This is a genomic window from Flagellimonas pacifica (assembly GCF_900215465.1).
GTDB classification, from domain to species: domain Bacteria; phylum Bacteroidota; class Bacteroidia; order Flavobacteriales; family Flavobacteriaceae; genus Flagellimonas; species Flagellimonas pacifica.
Map to the genome: position 1 here is coordinate 810,424 of NZ_OBEH01000002.1, position 16,849 is coordinate 827,272.

Sequence of the window (16,849 nt, forward strand, 5' to 3'; positions counted from 1 at the left end):
TTTTGTTGTTGCCAATTTGAATGCATTTTCGTAATTTCGCAAAAATCTTCAATAGCCCATGAAGCCAGATTCAAGAACTAGCAACGATATTTCTTTTGATGATTTCCAATCTCAAATCCTTCAGGATTACAAGATTGCGGTTACCAGCAGGGAATGTAGTTTATTGGGAAGAAGGGAAGTACTGTCAGGAAAAGCCAAGTTCGGAATTTTTGGAGACGGTAAGGAACTTCCTCAATTGGCAATGGCCAGAGCTTTTCAAGATGGGGATTTTAGAAGTGGTTACTACAGGGACCAGACTTTTATGATGGCCCTTGGATATTTAAGTCCCAAGGAGTTTTTTCATGGACTATATGCCACTACCGACTTGAAAAAGGAACCCATGAGCGCAGGGAGGCAAATGGGCGGGCATTTTGTTACCCATAGTTTGAATGAGGATGGCACATGGAAAGATTTGACCAAACAAAAAAACAGCAGTGCGGATATTTCATGTACAGCTGGTCAAATGCCACGCTTACTTGGATTAGCACAAGCTTCTAAAATATATAGGAATTTAACGGATATAAATCAAACAAACTTTTCCAACAATGGAAACGAGGTTGCTTGGGGCACTATTGGCAATGCAAGTACCAGTGAAGGGCATTTTTTTGAAACATTAAATGCCGCTGGGGTAATGCAAGTACCCATGGTTATGTGCGTTTGGGATGATGCCTATGGAATTTCAGTCCCTGCTGAATTTCATACCACAAAAGGAGACATTTCAGAGGTCTTAAAGGGATTGCAAAGAGATGAAAATGGAGAGGGTTTTGAAATCTTAAAAGTAAAAGGATGGGATTATACTGCACTTATCCATGCTTTTGAGAATGCCTCGGATATAGCTAGAGAAAACCATGTTCCCGTACTTATTCATGTAACAGAGCTAACGCAGCCCCAGGGGCATTCAACTTCTGGTTCTCATGAGCGTTACAAGTCTGAAGAGCGTCTGGAGTGGGAAAGAGAAAATGATTGTAACAAACGCTTTCGAGAATGGGTTCTTGAAAACAAAATCGTTACAGAACAGGAGTTAAAGAGCATAGAACGGGAGATAAAACAAAATGTGCGAGCTTCTAAGAAAGAAGCTTGGTCAGAATTCCTAAAACCTCATTTAAGTGCTAAAAAGCAACTTGTGCAGTTACTGGAAAATGTTGCCAGCAAAAGCCCAAACCGCACATTCATTTCTAAGATAAAAAATGACCTTATTGCCATAGAAGAGCCCTTAAAAAAAGATTTGGCCTCGAAGTCCAGAAAGGCTCTACGCTATCTGATTGGTGAAACAACGCATGAAAAAGTATTGCTTCTGCAATGGATCAAGGATTTTGTATCAACCACTCAACCCAAGTTTAGTTCACATCTTTATAGTCAGCATTCCGATAAAGCTACTGGAATTCAAGCTTTAAAGCCTTCATACAGTGACAATGGTGAGCAAGTAGACGGAAGAATTATTTTACGGGATAATTTTGATGCACTTTTCAATAAGTATCCCCAGGCTATGATTTTTGGAGAAGATACCGGAAACATTGGTGATGTTAACCAAGGATTGGAAGGATTACAAAAGAAATATGGTGCTCTTAGAATTGCCGATACCGGAATACGGGAAGCCACTATTGTTGGGCAGGGAATTGGACTTGCCCATAGAGGGTTAAGACCTATTGCAGAAATACAATACTTGGATTATATCCTTTATGGACTGCAAACTTTAAGTGATGACTTGGCAACACTGTTATATCGTTCCGTAGGAAAACAAAAAGCGCCGCTCATTATAAGAACCAGAGGACATAGGTTAGAAGGCATCTGGCATTCAGGCTCTCCTATGGGTGGGTTGATTCATTTGTTAAGAGGTATGTACATTCTTGTTCCTCGAAATATGACACAAGCTGCGGGTTTTTATAACACTCTAATGAAAAGTGATGAACCGGCATTGGTAATTGAAAGCCTTAATGGCTATAGACTCAAAGAAAAGAAACCGGATAATTTAGGCGAGTTTTGTACCCCAATTGGAAAAGTAGAAGTCATGAAAAAAGGAAGTGATATTACACTACTTTCTTATGGATCTACTCTTCGAATAGTAGAAAAGGTGGCAAATGAGTTAATTGAGGTGGGAATTGATGCAGAAGTATTGGATGCACAAACCCTTCTTCCCTTTGATCTTGAACATGATGTAGTAAAGAGTCTTAAAAAGACCAATAGGCTTCTCATTATTGATGAAGATGTTCCTGGAGGGTGCTCAGCCTATCTTTTACAAGAAATCATTGAAAAACAAGGTGGTTATCAATTCTTGGACAGTGCCCCACAAACGCTAACAGCAAAAGCTCACCGTCCGGCTTATGCATCGGATGGAGATTATTTTTCCAAGCCTAATGCCGAGGATATCTTTGAAAAGGTCTATGAAATAATGCACGAGAGCAATCCTGAAGAATACCCAACACTCAAATAAAAAAGAAGCCCGCCAAAGCGGGCTTCTTTTTTTTAATTCTTTAATTCAATCTCTGGTTCTTTAACTGCTGGAACTATCGGATTTCCATCTGCATCAATCTCAATAATATTATCAAAGCCAAGTTCATCCAATTTGGAAGCTATTTTAGCCCTATCTCCAACCATGAACCAGTTGACAGCTTCTGGCTTTACTACTTTTTTACTTACAGTGCGTACATCGTCCAAGGAAAGGTTACGTACATCTTGATCATAAGTTTGGTAATAATCATCTGGTAAATCGTATCTGATCATGTTTCTAATGGAAGTATTGACTGAACTGTTGGTTTCCCACTGTCCAGGTAAACTCAAAACTTGATTCGTTTTCACTTTGTCCAGCTCCTGTTGAGTAGCAGGTCGTGTAGATATGAATTCTGATATTTCCTTTCGGATTTCACTAACGGACTCCGAAGTTTTATCTGTTTGTACTGGAGCATAAACAATGAACGGCCTAACCTCTTTAGATCCCAAAACAAATCCGCCAGCGCCATACGACCAATGTTTATCTTCTCTCAAGTTCATATTGATTCTAGAAGTAAAATCTCCTCCAAGTATACTGACCATTTGCTCCAAGGCAACTTCGGAAACACCACCATATTTCTCGGTCAAGTGACCAGCAATGATAACCGATTGCTGAGACTCTGGTCTATTCATCAAATACAAAGTGTTTTTGCTATTTGATTTGGGCTCATTGAACGCAATTGTGGGCACATCCCCTTTTTTCCATTTCCCAAGAGTCTTTTGCAATTTGGATTTCAAATCATCCATCTCAATATCACCTGTCACTATTATGGTTGAATTGTTAGGTTTTACCCAAGTATTATAGTAACCAACCACATCGTCTCTTGTTAATTTCCCCACTGTGGCCTCATATCCTGTTCCTGTATATGGATTGCTATATGGATGGTCTTCACCGTATAAATACTTGTTCATGACACGCAATGCCATTGACACCGGCTGTGATTTTTCATTTTTTATATTGTTGATTTGCTCATTCTTTAAGCGATTAAACTCAGCCTCTGGGAAAATAGGATTAAGTACCACATCAGAAAACAACTCTAAGCTAGTACCAAAGCTCTGTTTTAAGGTTGTCATAAAAACATTGGACTGGTCTTGGTTTGAAAACGTATTTAAACTAACCCCTAATAGCTCAGACTTTTCACTGATCTGGAGCGAATTTAGATTCTTTGTGCCCTCATCCATTAGATTCATGGCAAGTTGTGCCGTTCCTGGACTACTTAAATAGTCGGTTTTATAACCAGCATTTACCACAAGATTCACAACTACAGTTGGAACCCCTGTGCGCTTTGCCAAAACAATATTCAATCCATTGGATAGCTGTGCTTTTTCTAAAATTGGAAACTTGGAGCTCTTTTGGGTTCCCAATTCAGGAAGCTTGGAACGGTCAACGGTACTTTTCTGAACACTATATTCGGGGAAAGGATTGCAAACCAACACGTGCTTGCCTTTGGACAACCACTTGTTAGCTGTTTTCTTAAGGTCATCAATTGTAGCATCTTCAACATACTTCAAAACCGTTTTATAATATGAAGCATCTCCAAAATAGGTTTGGTTTGATGCAAGTATATCAGAAACCCCTCCAAATCCACCAATTCTTTCCAAACCTTTTATGAAGTTAGAAAAATAGGCGGCCTTTACCCTTGTCAGTTCGGCTTCAGTTGGCCCCTCAGCCAAAAACCTTCTGATTTCATCTTCAAATTGATTCCTAAGTTTGTCGGCGTCTTGCCCTGGCTTTACATTTAACCAAGTAATAAACCTACTGGCAATTTCACTGGAGGCTTGAAAAGAAACTGCTGCGCTTGCGGTTTGATCTTCATAAACAAATTTCTTATACAGCCTAGAGTTCTTTCCACTAGTCAATATGGCCGATATCAAATCAAAATGGATGTCTTCTTTGTCTCCAAATTGTGGGGTGTTCCAACAAAACAACACCCTAGTCTCCGGTACTCTATCCTCATAGACTTGGTAAGTGTCAAAGTTGCGCTCAGGAATGTTTACTTCTTGTCGTTCAATGGTAGGGCCCGCTGGAATGTCCCCAAAATATTTCAAAACTTTCTTATAAACTTCATCTGGGTTTACATCACCTGCTACAGCTACAACAGCATTTGCAGCTCCATAATAAGACTTGAACCATTCATGAACATCTTCCAAAGAGGCGGCATTTAAATCCTCCATTTCCCCTATTACAGTCCAAGAATATGGATGTCCCTTTGGATACATGGATTTTGTTAAATAATTCCATTGGTTACCATAAGGCTGATTTTCTCCTTGTCTTTTTTCGTTTTGGACAACACCTCGTTGTTCATCCAATTTGGCATGATCAATGGCTCCCAATAAATGTCCCATTCGATCAGATTCCAGAAAGAGTACCTGGTCAAGCGCAGAAATAGGCACATTCTGAAAGTAATTGGTCCGGTCTGAATTAGTAGTTCCATTCAAATCGGTGCCACCAATGCTCTCCAAGGCTTGAAAATAATCTTTGTTGTAGTTTTCACTTCCATTGAACATTAAATGTTCAAACAAATGCGCAAAACCACTCTTTCCAGGTTTTTCGTTTTTTGAGCCCACGTGATACCATACATTTACCGCTGCAATAGGTGCTTTATGGTCTTCATGTACCAATAATGTAAGTCCATTGGGCAAATTATAGTGTTTATAGGGTATTTCTATTTCACTTGCCTTAAATTGAAAATTCTGCGCCCTCTGAGTTTGCACACAGAAAAGAGCCATACTAATAAAAATGAAAAATCTTTTCATGACTGTAATTTTTGGATTATTTGATTGATAATATTAAGTGTGAAACAAGGTAATAATAAGTTTTAGTTTTCCCAAGCATTTGCATTTATCTGTTTATGAGAACAGTAAAGATTTAAAAAGAAATATATTACAAGTAAAAAGGTTTATCCCCAGACTAATTTTAATGGCAATTTTTCCTGTTATTAGCAACATAATTTATACTTTCACAAAAAGTAAATTTCCCCTTAATGAAAAATAATACCCTAATCCATTTGGGACTGGCCCTTCTCAGAATTATCCCGTCTGCATTTATGCTAACTCATGGGCTTCATAAATTTCAGAAGTTAATAGGCGGCAATACCGAATTTCCAAATCCTTTGGGAATAGGGCAAGCTCCATCTCTTTTCTTAGCAGTAATTGGCGAATTTCTTTGCCCAATCCTAATAATCATTGGGTTTAAAACACGTTTGGCGGCTATTCCTACAGCAATAACAATGCTGGTTGCAGCCTTACTGTTCCATGGTGCAGACCCGTTTGGCAAAAAAGAGTTGCCTTTGCTTTACGCTACAATATTTATTGTAATCTTTCTTTTGGGTCCCGGTAAATACAGTGTGGATAAAAAATAGTGTGCTTAGAGTACTTTTGTAAGCAACTCTTTAAGCAAGTCTGCTTGAGGCATATTATTCGCTCCAACACCTTTACTTTTCAAATCCAATTGGCGTAAGTTGGAAATTATGGTGCTGACTCTTTTCATAGGATAGTTTTTGGCAGCAATGGTAAATTCATTCACAAAATATGGATTAACTCCTAAGACTTTTGCTACGTTGCCCGGCGAATGGTCTTTAAGTCCATGATACTGGAGTAACTGTGTGAAAAAAGTATTTAAAAGAGTAATGGTAACCACGAAAGGGTTGTCCTTTGGGTTTTGAGAAAAATAATCGATGATACGAGTAGTTTTTCGCACATTTCGCTCCCCTATTGCCTTTTTCAGTTCAAAATTGTTGAAATCTTTACTTATACCTATATGTTGTTCTATATGGTCCGGGGTAATCTCCGTAGTTGAAGGCACCATCAACCTTAACTTATCCAGCTCATTATTTATTTTACTCAAATCTGTACCCAGAAATTCCACCAGTAACATACAAGCTTTGGGAGAAATCTTATATTTTTTCCCACTCAAAGTTCTTCTTATCCATTCCGATACCTGATTTTCATACAACTTCTTACTTTCAAAAAGTTCCCCAGTTTTTTGAATGGACTTGTATAGCTTTTTCCGTTTGTCCAGTTTTTTATATTTATAACAGATAACCAATATGGTGGATGGCTGAGGATTCTCTGCATAAGAAGTGAAACTCTCAATATTTCGGGAAAGATGTTGCGCCTCTTTTACTATGACCACTTGGTGCTCTGCCATCATGGGAAACCTTTTGGCATTAGCAATTACATCATCAACACTAGTTTCTTTTCCATACAAAACCATTTGATTGAAACCTTTTTCATCCTCGGTCAACACATTATCTGCTATATACTTAGAAATCTTGTCAATATAATAGGGTTCATCTCCCATTAAAAAATAAATAGGCTTTGGAGTCCCTTGTTTTATGTTGCCCACTATTTCTTTTACTCTGTCCATTCAGAAAAAATCATCAAATTTGTCCAATGCAACCATTGAACTTCCCCAAGTATCAGTTTAGAATCAAAAGTAGCGAAAATAGGCTCTATATTTTTGATGTAATCCGTAAAAAGTTTGTGTTGCTTCAACCTGAGGAATGGGTGCGTCAACACGTGGTCCATTTTTTAATCTTTACCAAAAAGTACCCAAAGAGCTTGATCAACGTAGAAAAACAACTGAATGTGAACAACTTAAAAAAACGTTATGATGTTGTTGTCTTCAAATCCAATGGAACTATTGATGTTTTGGCAGAATGCAAAGCACCGGAAATAAAAATCAATCAATCAACTTTTGACCAAATATCCCAGTACAATCTCAATTTAAAGGCCGACCATCTTATGGTGACCAACGGATTGGAACATTATTACTGTAAAATGGACTTTGAGCACGAAAAATATATGTTTTTGAAGGAAATTCCTGATTTTAGCCGTTAATTTGCTCCCGTTTTGAAAGTCGCCATAGTCATATTGAACTGGAACGGTAGAGCTTTATTGGAAAGGTTCCTTCCTTCGGTAATTGCATATTCGCAAGGAGCCAATATCTATGTTGTTGACAACGCAAGTTCTGATGATTCGGTAAATTTTTTAAAGAACGAATATCCACAGATAGGTGTGATTCAGAATACAACAAACGGTGGCTTCGCCAAAGGATACAACGACGGATTACAACACATAGATGCGGATATTTACTGCCTTTTAAATTCGGATGTTGAAGTAACACCAAATTGGTTGAATCCTATTTTGGGCACTTTTAACAACATTTCGGAAGCAGCAATTATCCAACCAAAAATTCTTGATCTTAATCGTAAAGAATATTTTGAATATGCCGGTGCGGCTGGTGGATTCATTGATAAGCTAGGGTATCCATTCTGTAGAGGGAGGATATTCCAAGCATTGGAAAAAGATGAAGGGCAGTATGATGACACCAAAGAAGTGTTTTGGGCCACAGGTGCCTGTATGTTCATCAAAAAAGATGTTTTTAACTTGTTAAACGGGTTTGATGAGGACTATTTTGCACATCAAGAAGAGATTGATCTATGCTGGAGGGCAAAAAATAACGGTCATAAAGTTTATTATGTAGGTAATAGCAAAATTTACCACATGGGAGGATCCACACTTAAAAACATGGACCCAAAAAAGACCTTTCTTAATTTCAGGAACTCTCTCTACTCCATTACCAAGAATCTACCTGGCAAAAGAGCATTTACAATTGTCTTTTTACGTCTACTTTTGGATGGTATAGCAGCCATGCGTTTTATTTTTCAATTTAAATTCAATCATTGCATAGCTATTCTGCGTGCACATCTGAGTTTTTATGTTAACTTTAGAAAGCTGTACAAAAAGCGGGAAAAAGCTAATTTTTTATTAAAGTACTATTCAACAACATCCATTGTTTGGTCACATTTCGTACATCAAGTAAAGAATTTTAACATTTTAGTAAAAGATTAACGATGCCTAAATAGTCCAATTTTGCTTTTTACCTAATTTTGGCAGAGAATTTGTGCATCAAGATATCTGAAAATCTATAAATTATATAATCAAAACCATGAAAAAAGTTTTCCTAGGAACATTATCAATGGCAATTTTATTGTCCTCTTGTGTATCGCAAAAAAAATATGCTGATTTAGAAGCAAAACAACAAGAAACCCAAGATCTTTTGAATTCAGCAACGGTTAAATTAAATGACTGCTTGGAAGAAAAAGCTACGGCTTCATCTAGATTAAAAACCCTTGAAGATCAAAACGCTTTCTTGAAAGCCAACAATCAAGAATTGATCAACAACATGGGTAATTTGACTACACTAACCACCAAAGGTGCTGAAAACCTTGAGAAATCTTTGGAAAGTTTACGTGAAAAAGACCTTACCATTAGAAAATTACAAGATGCCGTAACTAGAAGAGATTCTGTTAACCTTGCGCTGGTACAAAGTCTTAAAGGAGTTCTTGGCAACTTGGATGACGAAGACATTGAAGTAAGTGTAGAAAAAGGTGTGGTATACGTATCTATTTCTGATAAATTATTGTTCCGAAGTGGAAGTTATAACATTACAAGCGCAGCCAGAAACGTTCTTGGTAAAGTTGCCAAAGTGGTAAACAACAAACCAGATTTTGAATTCTTGGTTGAAGGACATACTGATAATGTTCCTTATAAAGGTAGTGGGGCTCTTGTTGATAACTGGGATTTAAGTGCAAAACGTGCTACATCTATTGTTAGAACATTACAGAACGATTTCAATGTAGATCCTAAACGTATGACAGCAGCTGGAAGAAGTTATTACATTCCTGTGGCATCCAATGATACCGCTGCTGATAGAGCTAGGAACAGAAGGACCAGAATTGTTGTTCTTCCAAAAATCGATCAATTCTACAGCATGATTGAAGAAGGTATGAAAGATCCTGCCATTGGTGGGTCAGGTAACTAACAATTACCGCTCTCAAGAAACAAGAACGGCCCAAATGGGCCGTTCTTTGTTTTAGAAAATATCCAAACTTCCTTTACCCTCTCTCACAACCTCAGGATATCCTTCAGATAAGTCAACAACCGTTGAAGCTACGTTTCCACCATATCCTCCATCAATGACCACATCTACTAAATTCTGCCACTTCTCATAAATAAGCTCAGGGTCTGTGGTATACTCCAAAACATCATCTTCATCACGGATAGAGGTAGAAACAATAGGATTGCCCAATTCGGCGACCAATGCTTGTACAATAGCATTGTCCGGCACCCGTATCCCCACTGTTTTCTTTTTTTTGAAATCTTTTGGAAGGTTATTATTTCCAGGAAGAATAAAAGTATATGGTCCCGGTAAGGCCCTTTTTAATATTTTAAAAGTAGAAGTATCTATTTGACGAACAAAATCGGAAAGGTTACTCAAATCCGCACAGACAAATGACCAATTGGACTTTTCCAATTTTATTCCTTTGATTCGTGCAATTCTTTGAAGTGCTTTTGAATTGGTAATATCACAACCCAAACCATAAACCGTATCTGTTGGATAAATGACGAGCCCTCCCGCTCTTAACACATTCACAATTTTCTCAATCTGCCTAGGGTTTGGATTTTCCTCAAAAAGTTTTATGAGTTCGGCCATAAACAATTTTCATTTAATACAAAGTAACGAAGATTATAGCCAATCCTTAGACAACTTTAACTACTAGACCTCCAAGACCTCCAACTTAGCAAATCGGAGCAGTAGTTTCTTTATATCTCCTCTTTCAAACTGGATTTCAGCTTTCCTGTCGTTGCCTATCCCTTCAATTTTAAGTACTTTCCCTTTTCCAAATCGGGTGTGGTTTACCAAAGAACCTTCTACCAGACTTGGGTCTACCTTATTTGTGTTATTGGTGGGGGAAGAAATCTCAGGTTTCAACTTCCTAAGCTTTCTCAACTGATTTTCATTGGGCTTTTGAACACTTGGTGGTGTCCCATTCTTAGGTTTTGCCTGTCTAAGTCTACTTTTGTCCACCTCTCCAAAAATGTCCGCATCAATCATAGATTTATAGCGATATCCATCATTTACAGGGGTAAGGTTTTCAACATATTGTTCCTCTATCTCTTCCAAAAAGCGACTTGGTTCAGCATCTATAAGTTTTCCCCAACGATACCTGTTTTGGGTATAAGTGAGGTAGGCTTGCTTTTCTGCCCTTGTAAGTGCCACATAAAACAATCTACGCTCCTCTTCCAATTCACTTCGGGTGTTCATACTCATGGCCGAAGGAAACAAATCTTCCTCCATACCCACTATATACACATGAGGAAACTCCAATCCTTTTGCCAAGTGAATAGTCATTAAAGCCACTCGGTCATCATCACCGGTATCTTTGTCCATATCCGTTGCAAGGGCCACATCTTCCAAAAACTCTGTAAGACTACCTGTGGCATCAGCCAATTCCTTTTGTCCCTCAACAAAATCCTTGATACCATTTAAAAGTTCTTCAATATTCTCCATGCGGGCAATGCCTTCAGGCGTACCGTCTTTTTTGAACTCTAAAAGCAACCCTGTCTTCTTGGCAACATGTTCGGCGAGTGCAAAAGCATCCGACCCTTCATTCATAATCTGAAAACTCTTGACCATGGTCACAAAATCTTGAAGTTTTCGTGTAGTACCTGCGTTAATTTTCAACTGGAGTTTCTCCAAGTGCTCCATTACTTCAAAAATGGAACGACCATAATGATTGGCCGCAACCACCAACTTGTCAATCGTGGTCTGCCCAATACCTCTTGCAGGAAAATTGATGATTCGCTTTAGAGCTTCCTCATCTTTTGGGTTGATGACCATCCGTAAATAAGCCAACACATCTTTGATCTCTTTACGCTGATAAAAAGAAAGTCCGCCATAAATCCGATACGGAATATCCCTTTTACGCAATGCATCTTCAATTGCCCTGGATTGCGAGTTAGTTCTGTACAACACCGCAAACTCGCCATTTTGCAACTGTTGTTGCATCTTATTTTCAAAAATGGAACTAGCAACATATCTGCCCTCCTCAGCATCAGTAATACTGCGGTGGATTTTTATCTTGTTTCCCTCATCATTTGAGGTCCAAACCACTTTTTCCAACTGATTTTTATTCTTAGCGATGATAGAGTTGGCCGCATTTACTATATTCTTTGTGGAGCGATAGTTCTGTTCCAATCGGTACATACCTACATTATCATAATCCCGTTGAAAATTGAGGATATTGCTAATATTGGCTCCACGAAATGAATAAATACTTTGCGCATCATCTCCCACTACGCAAATATTTTGATACCGGTCCGAAAGTGCTTTTACAATCAGATATTGTGAATGATTGGTATCCTGATACTCATCCACCAAAATATACCGGAACCTATCCTGATATTTTGCCAACACCTCTGGAAAACGGGTCAATAACTCATTGGTACGCAACAAAAGATCATCAAAATCCATTGCCCCAGCCTTAAAACAACGATCCACATAGTTCTGATAAATCTCGCCAAGTCGAGGTCTTTTGGCCATGGCATCAGCTTCCACAAGTTCAGGGTTCTGGAAATAAGCCTTTACAGTGATCAAACTGTTCTTGTAAGATGATATTCTGTTTTGAATCTGTTTGTACTTATAAATGTCCTTGTCCAACCCCATCTCCTTAATAATGGCAGCAATCAAACGTTGCGAATCCTGGGTGTCGTAGATGGTAAAATTGCTTGGGTAACCTAATTTATCACCATCAAAACGCAATAACTTGGCAAAAACTGAATGAAAAGTTCCCATCCACAGATTCTTGGCCTCAGAATTTCCAACAATAGTGGCAATACGCTTTTTCATTTCGCGCGCAGCCTTATTGGTAAAGGTCAATGCCAGAATATTAAAAGAGTCAACCCCTTGCCCCATCAAATGGGCTATCCTATATGTTAACACACGGGTTTTTCCAGAGCCTGCACCAGCAATTACCATCAAAGGGCCATCTTTATGCAGCACAGGAGCCCGTTGGGCGTCGTTCAATTCATCCAAAAAACTACTCAAACCTTTAGGTGTTTTTAAAAGTAGATGTGAAATTAGCCAATAATGATATCATGCTAAAATGATCCTGTTAATACTTATAAACACAGAACAAGTTTAATCTGAATTGAATATATTTAGGAAATCAAAAAAATATGGCAAAACCTTTACATTTATTCCTGTTTTTCTTCACCCTTTGTTTCAACTATATTATATTTTCCCAAAATCCAAAAGCAGGCCCCGTCATTGCAGATTTTGGCAAGGTTCATAAAATAGACAATCCAGATTTCAAAACCAATGTCAATTCAGATTTCAAAGTGGTTTTTGATATTACGAACAGTCCAGAATCCCACATAGAAATCAATAAAACCATTGAAACGGCAGCACGTTTTTTAAATATGCATGCACAAAGCGGTGTTCCGGAATCACAATTGAAAGTTGCCTTGGTCGTACACAATAAAGCTTCAAAAGATATCATTCAAAATAAAGTATACCAAAACAGGTACGGGGTGCCAAACCCCAATTACAATATGGTCAAAGAATTGATGAATGCCGGGGTTGAGGTTATTTTATGTGGTCAATCATCCAAATCACGAGATTTTCCAAAAGAAGAACTTATCCCCGGGGTCAAAATTTCCCTTTCCGCTATGACCGCACTCATTCAATTGCAAAACGAAGGTTATCAACTTATAAAATTCTAAACTAAAAACACATGCGCAAAACACTAACATTTACGCTACTCCTAATCAGTCTGTCATTTTGGGCTCAAGACCACAACCTGAAAAAAGATTATTCCTCTGTTGAAAACAAGGTAATAGAATGGCGACGGGATTTCCATCAAAACCCAGAACTCAGTAATCGGGAGTTCAAAACTGCCGAAAAAATTGCCAAACATCTAAAATCCTTAGGAATTGACGTACAAACCGGAGTGGCGCATACAGGTGTCGTAGGACTGCTAAAAGGTAATCAACCCGGTAAGGTAGTTGCTCTTCGAGCAGATATTGATGCGCTACCGGTAACCGAGCGCAACGACCTTCCTTTTAAATCTGAACTAAAATCTACGTTTTTGGGTAAAGAGGTTGGAGTAATGCACGCTTGTGGACATGACACGCATACCGCAATTCTAATGGGTGTTGCCGAAGTGCTTTCCAAAAACAAGGATAAAATCAAAGGAACGGTAAAATTCATCTTCCAACCTGCAGAGGAAGGCGCACCTCCAGGTGAAGAAGGTGGTGCTTTGCTAATGGTAAAGGAAGGTGTCCTTTCCAATCCAGATGTTGATGCCATCTTTGGTCTTCATATTAATTCGCAGACCCCAGTGGGAACCATCAAATACAAACCAGGGGGAAGTATGGCCGCAGCGCAGCGCTTTGTTATCAATGTAAAAGGAAAACAAACGCACGGTTCTCAACCTTGGGGTGGTGTTGACCCCATTTTGATCAGTGCAAAAATCATTGATGGGTTACAGACAATCATAAGTAGAGAAACAGAATTGACTAATGAAGCAGCTGTAATCACTGTGGGTAAAATTACCAGTGGTGTACGGTTCAACATTATTCCAGAAAGTGCAGAATTGATAGGAACCATCCGCACTCTGGATTACGATATGCAAAAACACATCAACAAACGTATGGAAGAAATGGTGCCTGCCATTGCCCAAGCTTATGGAGGTGATGCCACTATCGATATCAAGAGCTCTACTTCCATTACTTTCAATGATTTAGAACTAACTCCTAAAATGGTTCCCACCCTTCAAAGGGTGGCTGGCACGGAAAATGTTGTGGTCCACAAAGCCATTACCGGCGCAGAAGATTTTAGTTATTTTCAAGAAAAAGTTCCTGGGCTGTATTTCTTTTTAGGCGGAATGACCCCCGGAAATACAGAATCGTTTCCACACCATACCCCAGACTTTAAAATTGATGACAGCGGACTGCTCTTGGGTGTGAAAGCAATGACAGAGTTGACATTGGATTATTTGAATATGTAAGATGGAAATAGTATTGGATTTTCTAGGATCGATTTCTTGGTGGGTCTGGGTTCTGGTTTTTTTGGCTCTAGTGGCTATTCGTGATATATTCTTTCAAAAATCACATACCATTAGTCACAACTTTCCAATTGTTGGACACCTTAGGTATTGGTTGGAGAGTATTGGTCCGGAAATGCGACAGTATTTTGTAGCCAATAATCGCGAAGAGCTTCCATTCAATCGAATTGAGAGAGGTTGGATATATGCTTCGGCCAAAAAGGAAAACAATTACGAAGGATTTGGTACGGATCGAGATATTTATGCACACCAACACATCTTTGTAAAGAATGCAATGATTGGATATCAGGTACCCGAAAACCACCCCAACAAACAAAATCCATATTTCTTGCCTTGTGCCAAAGTAATTGGGGCATACAACAAGCGTAAAAAACCTTATCGACCTGCCTCTGTGATCAACGTGTCTGCCATGAGTTTTGGTTCGCTCTCTGCTGCGGCAGTCAAATCCATGAATAAAGGTGTTGAAAAGAGCCATGCTTATCACAATACTGGAGAAGGAGGACTTTCCCCCTATCACAAACAAGGTGGTGATGTCATTTTTCATTTTGGAACAGGATATTTTGGAGTGCGATCCAGAGAGGGCAATTTTTCTATGGAGAAAATGAAGATTCTAGTTGATGAGAATCCATGTATCAAAGCTATTGAAATCAAACTTTCACAAGGAGCAAAACCAGGTAAGGGAGGTGTGCTTCCTGGTGCCAAGATTTCTCCTGAAATAGCTAAAATAAGAGGAGTTGAAGTTGGTAAGGATGTTCTCTCCCCTGCTACACATAAAGCTTTCAATTCCATTCCTGAGCTCTTACACCTTATTGAAGACATCGCCAATCAAACAGGGCTACCGGTCGGAATTAAAGCAGCAATCGGGAAATTAACGCAATGGGAAGAGCTCGCAGATTTGATGAAAAAATCTGGAAAGGGTCCTGATTTCATTACAATTGATGGTGGTGAAGGTGGTACAGGTGCGGCCCCGCCCAGTTTTGCAGATCATGTTTCTTTGCCTTGGGTCTACGGTTTCTCATCGGTATACAAAATATTTAAAGAAAGGGCACTTGCCGAGCGTATTGTTTTTATAGGGAGCGGAAAATTGGGATTTCCCGCAAAGGCTGCAATGGCTTTTGCCATGGGAGTTGACTGTATCAATGTAGCCCGCGAGGCCATGATGAGTATTGGTTGTATTCAGGCCCAAGTTTGTCATACCAACAGATGTCCTGCGGGAGTGGCCACGCAGAGTAAGTGGTTACAAAAAGGTATCAGTGTTCCTTTAAAATCTGACCGTTTGGCTCAATATTTCAAAACATTTAGAAAGGAATTTTTGGAAATTACTCATGCTGCTGGTTACGAACATCCTTGTCAATTTAGCATGAATGATATACAAGTCAATGTAGATGATGACTACCTTAGCAGTGACCTAGAATCAGTATATGGTTATTGCAAAAATGAAGTCCCATTCAGTTCAATGCAAGAACTTTACGATTGCGTCTATTTGGGTAGTAAAACAACTTCCAAAAAAACACCCTAATTTTGATTTGAAATAATAGACCAAATATTACTTACTTATGAAAAGAAAATTACCAATAATCCTATGCTTGATTCTAACAACGGTAGGGTTTTCACAGAAGAAAAGTGAGCTATTCGCTCAAATCGATGATTTGAAGACCAATATTAAAAGTGTAGAGCAGGAACTGGCGGAAACTAAACGTAAAGTTTCATCTAGTAAGGCCAAAGCGGAAACCCTTGAAATTGAAAATGTAAGTTTAAGAGATGCCAACGCTACGCTTTTAAAGAATCTGAGCAGTTTTTCTGAGCTTTCTAAAAAGAATAGTGAAAATGTAAACAAAACCTTGGCCGCCTTAAGTCGCAAAGAAAAACAGTTGAGTGTTTTGAACGAAATGATAGCATCCAATGATTCCACTGCAATTGTATTGTTGTCCAAGGTTAAACAAACCTTGGGAGAAGGTGCCAATGCCGATGTTAATGAGGGAGCAATTGTAATATCGAATAGTATCACCAATTTATTTGGTTCCGATACTTCAACTGATTTAACCGATGAAGGTAAAACTTGGTTAGCTAATGTGGCCAAAGTGATTATTGCCAATCCCACACTCAAAACTCAAATTGAGGGGTTGAACATCACGGGAGAGTTTGCCGTAACACTGGACCAAACCGCATCTGTTTCCAAAGAACTGATAGGAGCCTTACAAGTTCCGGCTGATGCCATTGGGATTTCTGTAAAAGACGGAAACTTTAAGGAAGGGGTTGCAATTAGATTACAACCAGACCATAAAGGATTTTACGACAGGGCCAAAGAGCGTTTGACCAAAGGGCAATAAAAAATCACCTTAGTACGACTAGGCAATGAAAGTGTGTTGGTTGTTACATCCAAGTTGTTGGTCGATTTAAATGAAAAA

Annotated in this window: 13 protein-coding genes; 9 read left to right on the forward strand and 4 right to left on the reverse strand. The window is 38.8% G+C overall.

The window, feature by feature from the left end; genetic code table 11:
- Positions 1-58: 58 nt before the first annotated feature.
- Entirely contained in the window at positions 59-2,470 is a 2,412-nt protein-coding gene (locus tag CRO15_RS09305; RefSeq protein WP_097045513.1) for an alpha-ketoacid dehydrogenase subunit alpha/beta, read from the forward strand.
- Positions 2,471-2,502: 32 nt separating this feature from the next.
- Here the strand turns inward: CRO15_RS09305 and CRO15_RS09310 are convergent, their stop codons facing one another.
- Complete coding sequence (locus CRO15_RS09310) at positions 2,503-5,283, reverse strand: M16 family metallopeptidase (RefSeq protein ID WP_097045514.1); 2,781 nt, start codon at positions 5,281-5,283, stop codon at positions 2,503-2,505.
- A 227-nt stretch (positions 5,284-5,510) separates the two neighbouring features.
- On the opposite strand from CRO15_RS09310, the gene CRO15_RS09315 reads away from it, so the two are divergent.
- Positions 5,511-5,888, forward strand: a complete 378-nt coding sequence (locus tag CRO15_RS09315; protein WP_097045515.1) for a DoxX family protein — start codon at positions 5,511-5,513, stop codon at positions 5,886-5,888.
- Positions 5,889-5,893: 5 nt separating this feature from the next.
- On the opposite strand, the gene holA is transcribed toward CRO15_RS09315, so the two are convergent.
- The gene (gene holA, locus CRO15_RS09320; RefSeq protein WP_097045516.1) at positions 5,894-6,895 is read right to left on the reverse strand and encodes a DNA polymerase III subunit delta; all 1,002 of its coding nucleotides are present in this window, start codon (positions 6,893-6,895) and stop codon (positions 5,894-5,896) included.
- 26 nt (positions 6,896-6,921) lie between these two features.
- Here holA and CRO15_RS09325 point away from each other — a divergent pair, with 26 nt between their 5' ends.
- The 3 genes from CRO15_RS09325 to CRO15_RS09335 all read left to right on the forward strand — a co-directional run bounded on the left by CRO15_RS09325 (position 6,922) and on the right by CRO15_RS09335 (position 9,355).
- A complete protein-coding gene (locus CRO15_RS09325) occupies positions 6,922-7,368 on the forward strand; it encodes a type I restriction enzyme HsdR N-terminal domain-containing protein (RefSeq protein ID WP_097045517.1) in 447 nt (148 codons plus the stop codon).
- Positions 7,369-7,380: 12 nt separating this feature from the next.
- A complete protein-coding gene (locus CRO15_RS09330; RefSeq protein WP_097045518.1) occupies positions 7,381-8,382 on the forward strand; it encodes a glycosyltransferase family 2 protein in 1,002 nt (333 codons plus the stop codon).
- Between the two features lie 97 nt (positions 8,383-8,479).
- Complete coding sequence (locus tag CRO15_RS09335) at positions 8,480-9,355, forward strand: OmpA/MotB family protein (protein WP_097045519.1); 876 nt, start codon at positions 8,480-8,482, stop codon at positions 9,353-9,355.
- A gap of 51 nt (positions 9,356-9,406) precedes the next feature.
- On the opposite strand, the gene CRO15_RS09340 is transcribed toward CRO15_RS09335, so the two are convergent.
- Positions 9,407-10,027, reverse strand: coding sequence for an L-threonylcarbamoyladenylate synthase (locus CRO15_RS09340; RefSeq protein WP_097045520.1), 621 nt, complete (start codon positions 10,025-10,027; stop codon positions 9,407-9,409).
- 63 nt (positions 10,028-10,090) lie between these two features.
- Positions 10,091-12,421, reverse strand: a complete 2,331-nt coding sequence (locus tag CRO15_RS09345) for an ATP-dependent helicase (RefSeq protein ID WP_097045521.1) — start codon at positions 12,419-12,421, stop codon at positions 10,091-10,093.
- A gap of 131 nt (positions 12,422-12,552) precedes the next feature.
- On the opposite strand from CRO15_RS09345, the gene CRO15_RS09350 reads away from it, so the two are divergent.
- Genes CRO15_RS09350 through CRO15_RS09365 form a run of 4 tightly spaced genes read left to right on the forward strand, consistent with a single transcriptional unit; the run spans position 12,553 to position 16,771 of the window.
- Positions 12,553-13,098, forward strand: coding sequence for a DsrE family protein (locus CRO15_RS09350; protein ID WP_097045522.1), 546 nt, complete (start codon positions 12,553-12,555; stop codon positions 13,096-13,098).
- Positions 13,099-13,109: 11 nt separating this feature from the next.
- The gene (locus CRO15_RS09355) at positions 13,110-14,384 is read left to right on the forward strand and encodes an amidohydrolase (RefSeq protein ID WP_097045523.1); all 1,275 of its coding nucleotides are present in this window, start codon (positions 13,110-13,112) and stop codon (positions 14,382-14,384) included.
- A gap of 1 nt (position 14,385) precedes the next feature.
- Positions 14,386-15,960: an FMN-binding glutamate synthase family protein gene (locus CRO15_RS09360; RefSeq protein ID WP_097045524.1), complete on the forward strand. Its 1,575-nt coding sequence runs from the start codon at positions 14,386-14,388 to the stop codon at positions 15,958-15,960.
- Positions 15,961-15,997: 37 nt separating this feature from the next.
- Positions 15,998-16,771, forward strand: a complete 774-nt coding sequence (locus CRO15_RS09365) for an OmpA family protein (protein ID WP_097045525.1) — start codon at positions 15,998-16,000, stop codon at positions 16,769-16,771.
- Positions 16,772-16,849: the final 78 nt, after the last annotated feature.

What these genes read in the sequence shown, in the direction of transcription:
- CRO15_RS09305 (WP_097045513.1), top strand. Translation starts at nt 59, where the DNA reads ATGAAGCCAGATTCAAGAACTAGCAACGATATTTCTTTTGATGATTTC.
- CRO15_RS09310 (WP_097045514.1), bottom strand. Translation starts at nt 5,283, where the DNA reads ATGAAAAGATTTTTCATTTTTATTAGTATGGCTCTTTTCTGTGTGCAA.
- CRO15_RS09315 (WP_097045515.1), top strand. Translation starts at nt 5,511, where the DNA reads ATGAAAAATAATACCCTAATCCATTTGGGACTGGCCCTTCTCAGAATT.
- holA (WP_097045516.1), bottom strand. Translation starts at nt 6,895, where the DNA reads ATGGACAGAGTAAAAGAAATAGTGGGCAACATAAAACAAGGGACTCCA.
- CRO15_RS09325 (WP_097045517.1), top strand. Translation starts at nt 6,922, where the DNA reads ATGCAACCATTGAACTTCCCCAAGTATCAGTTTAGAATCAAAAGTAGC.
- CRO15_RS09335 (WP_097045519.1), top strand. Translation starts at nt 8,480, where the DNA reads ATGAAAAAAGTTTTCCTAGGAACATTATCAATGGCAATTTTATTGTCC.
- CRO15_RS09340 (WP_097045520.1), bottom strand. Translation starts at nt 10,027, where the DNA reads ATGGCCGAACTCATAAAACTTTTTGAGGAAAATCCAAACCCTAGGCAG.
- CRO15_RS09350 (WP_097045522.1), top strand. Translation starts at nt 12,553, where the DNA reads ATGGCAAAACCTTTACATTTATTCCTGTTTTTCTTCACCCTTTGTTTC.
- CRO15_RS09355 (WP_097045523.1), top strand. Translation starts at nt 13,110, where the DNA reads ATGCGCAAAACACTAACATTTACGCTACTCCTAATCAGTCTGTCATTT.
- CRO15_RS09360 (WP_097045524.1), top strand. Translation starts at nt 14,386, where the DNA reads ATGGAAATAGTATTGGATTTTCTAGGATCGATTTCTTGGTGGGTCTGG.
- CRO15_RS09365 (WP_097045525.1), top strand. Translation starts at nt 15,998, where the DNA reads ATGAAAAGAAAATTACCAATAATCCTATGCTTGATTCTAACAACGGTA.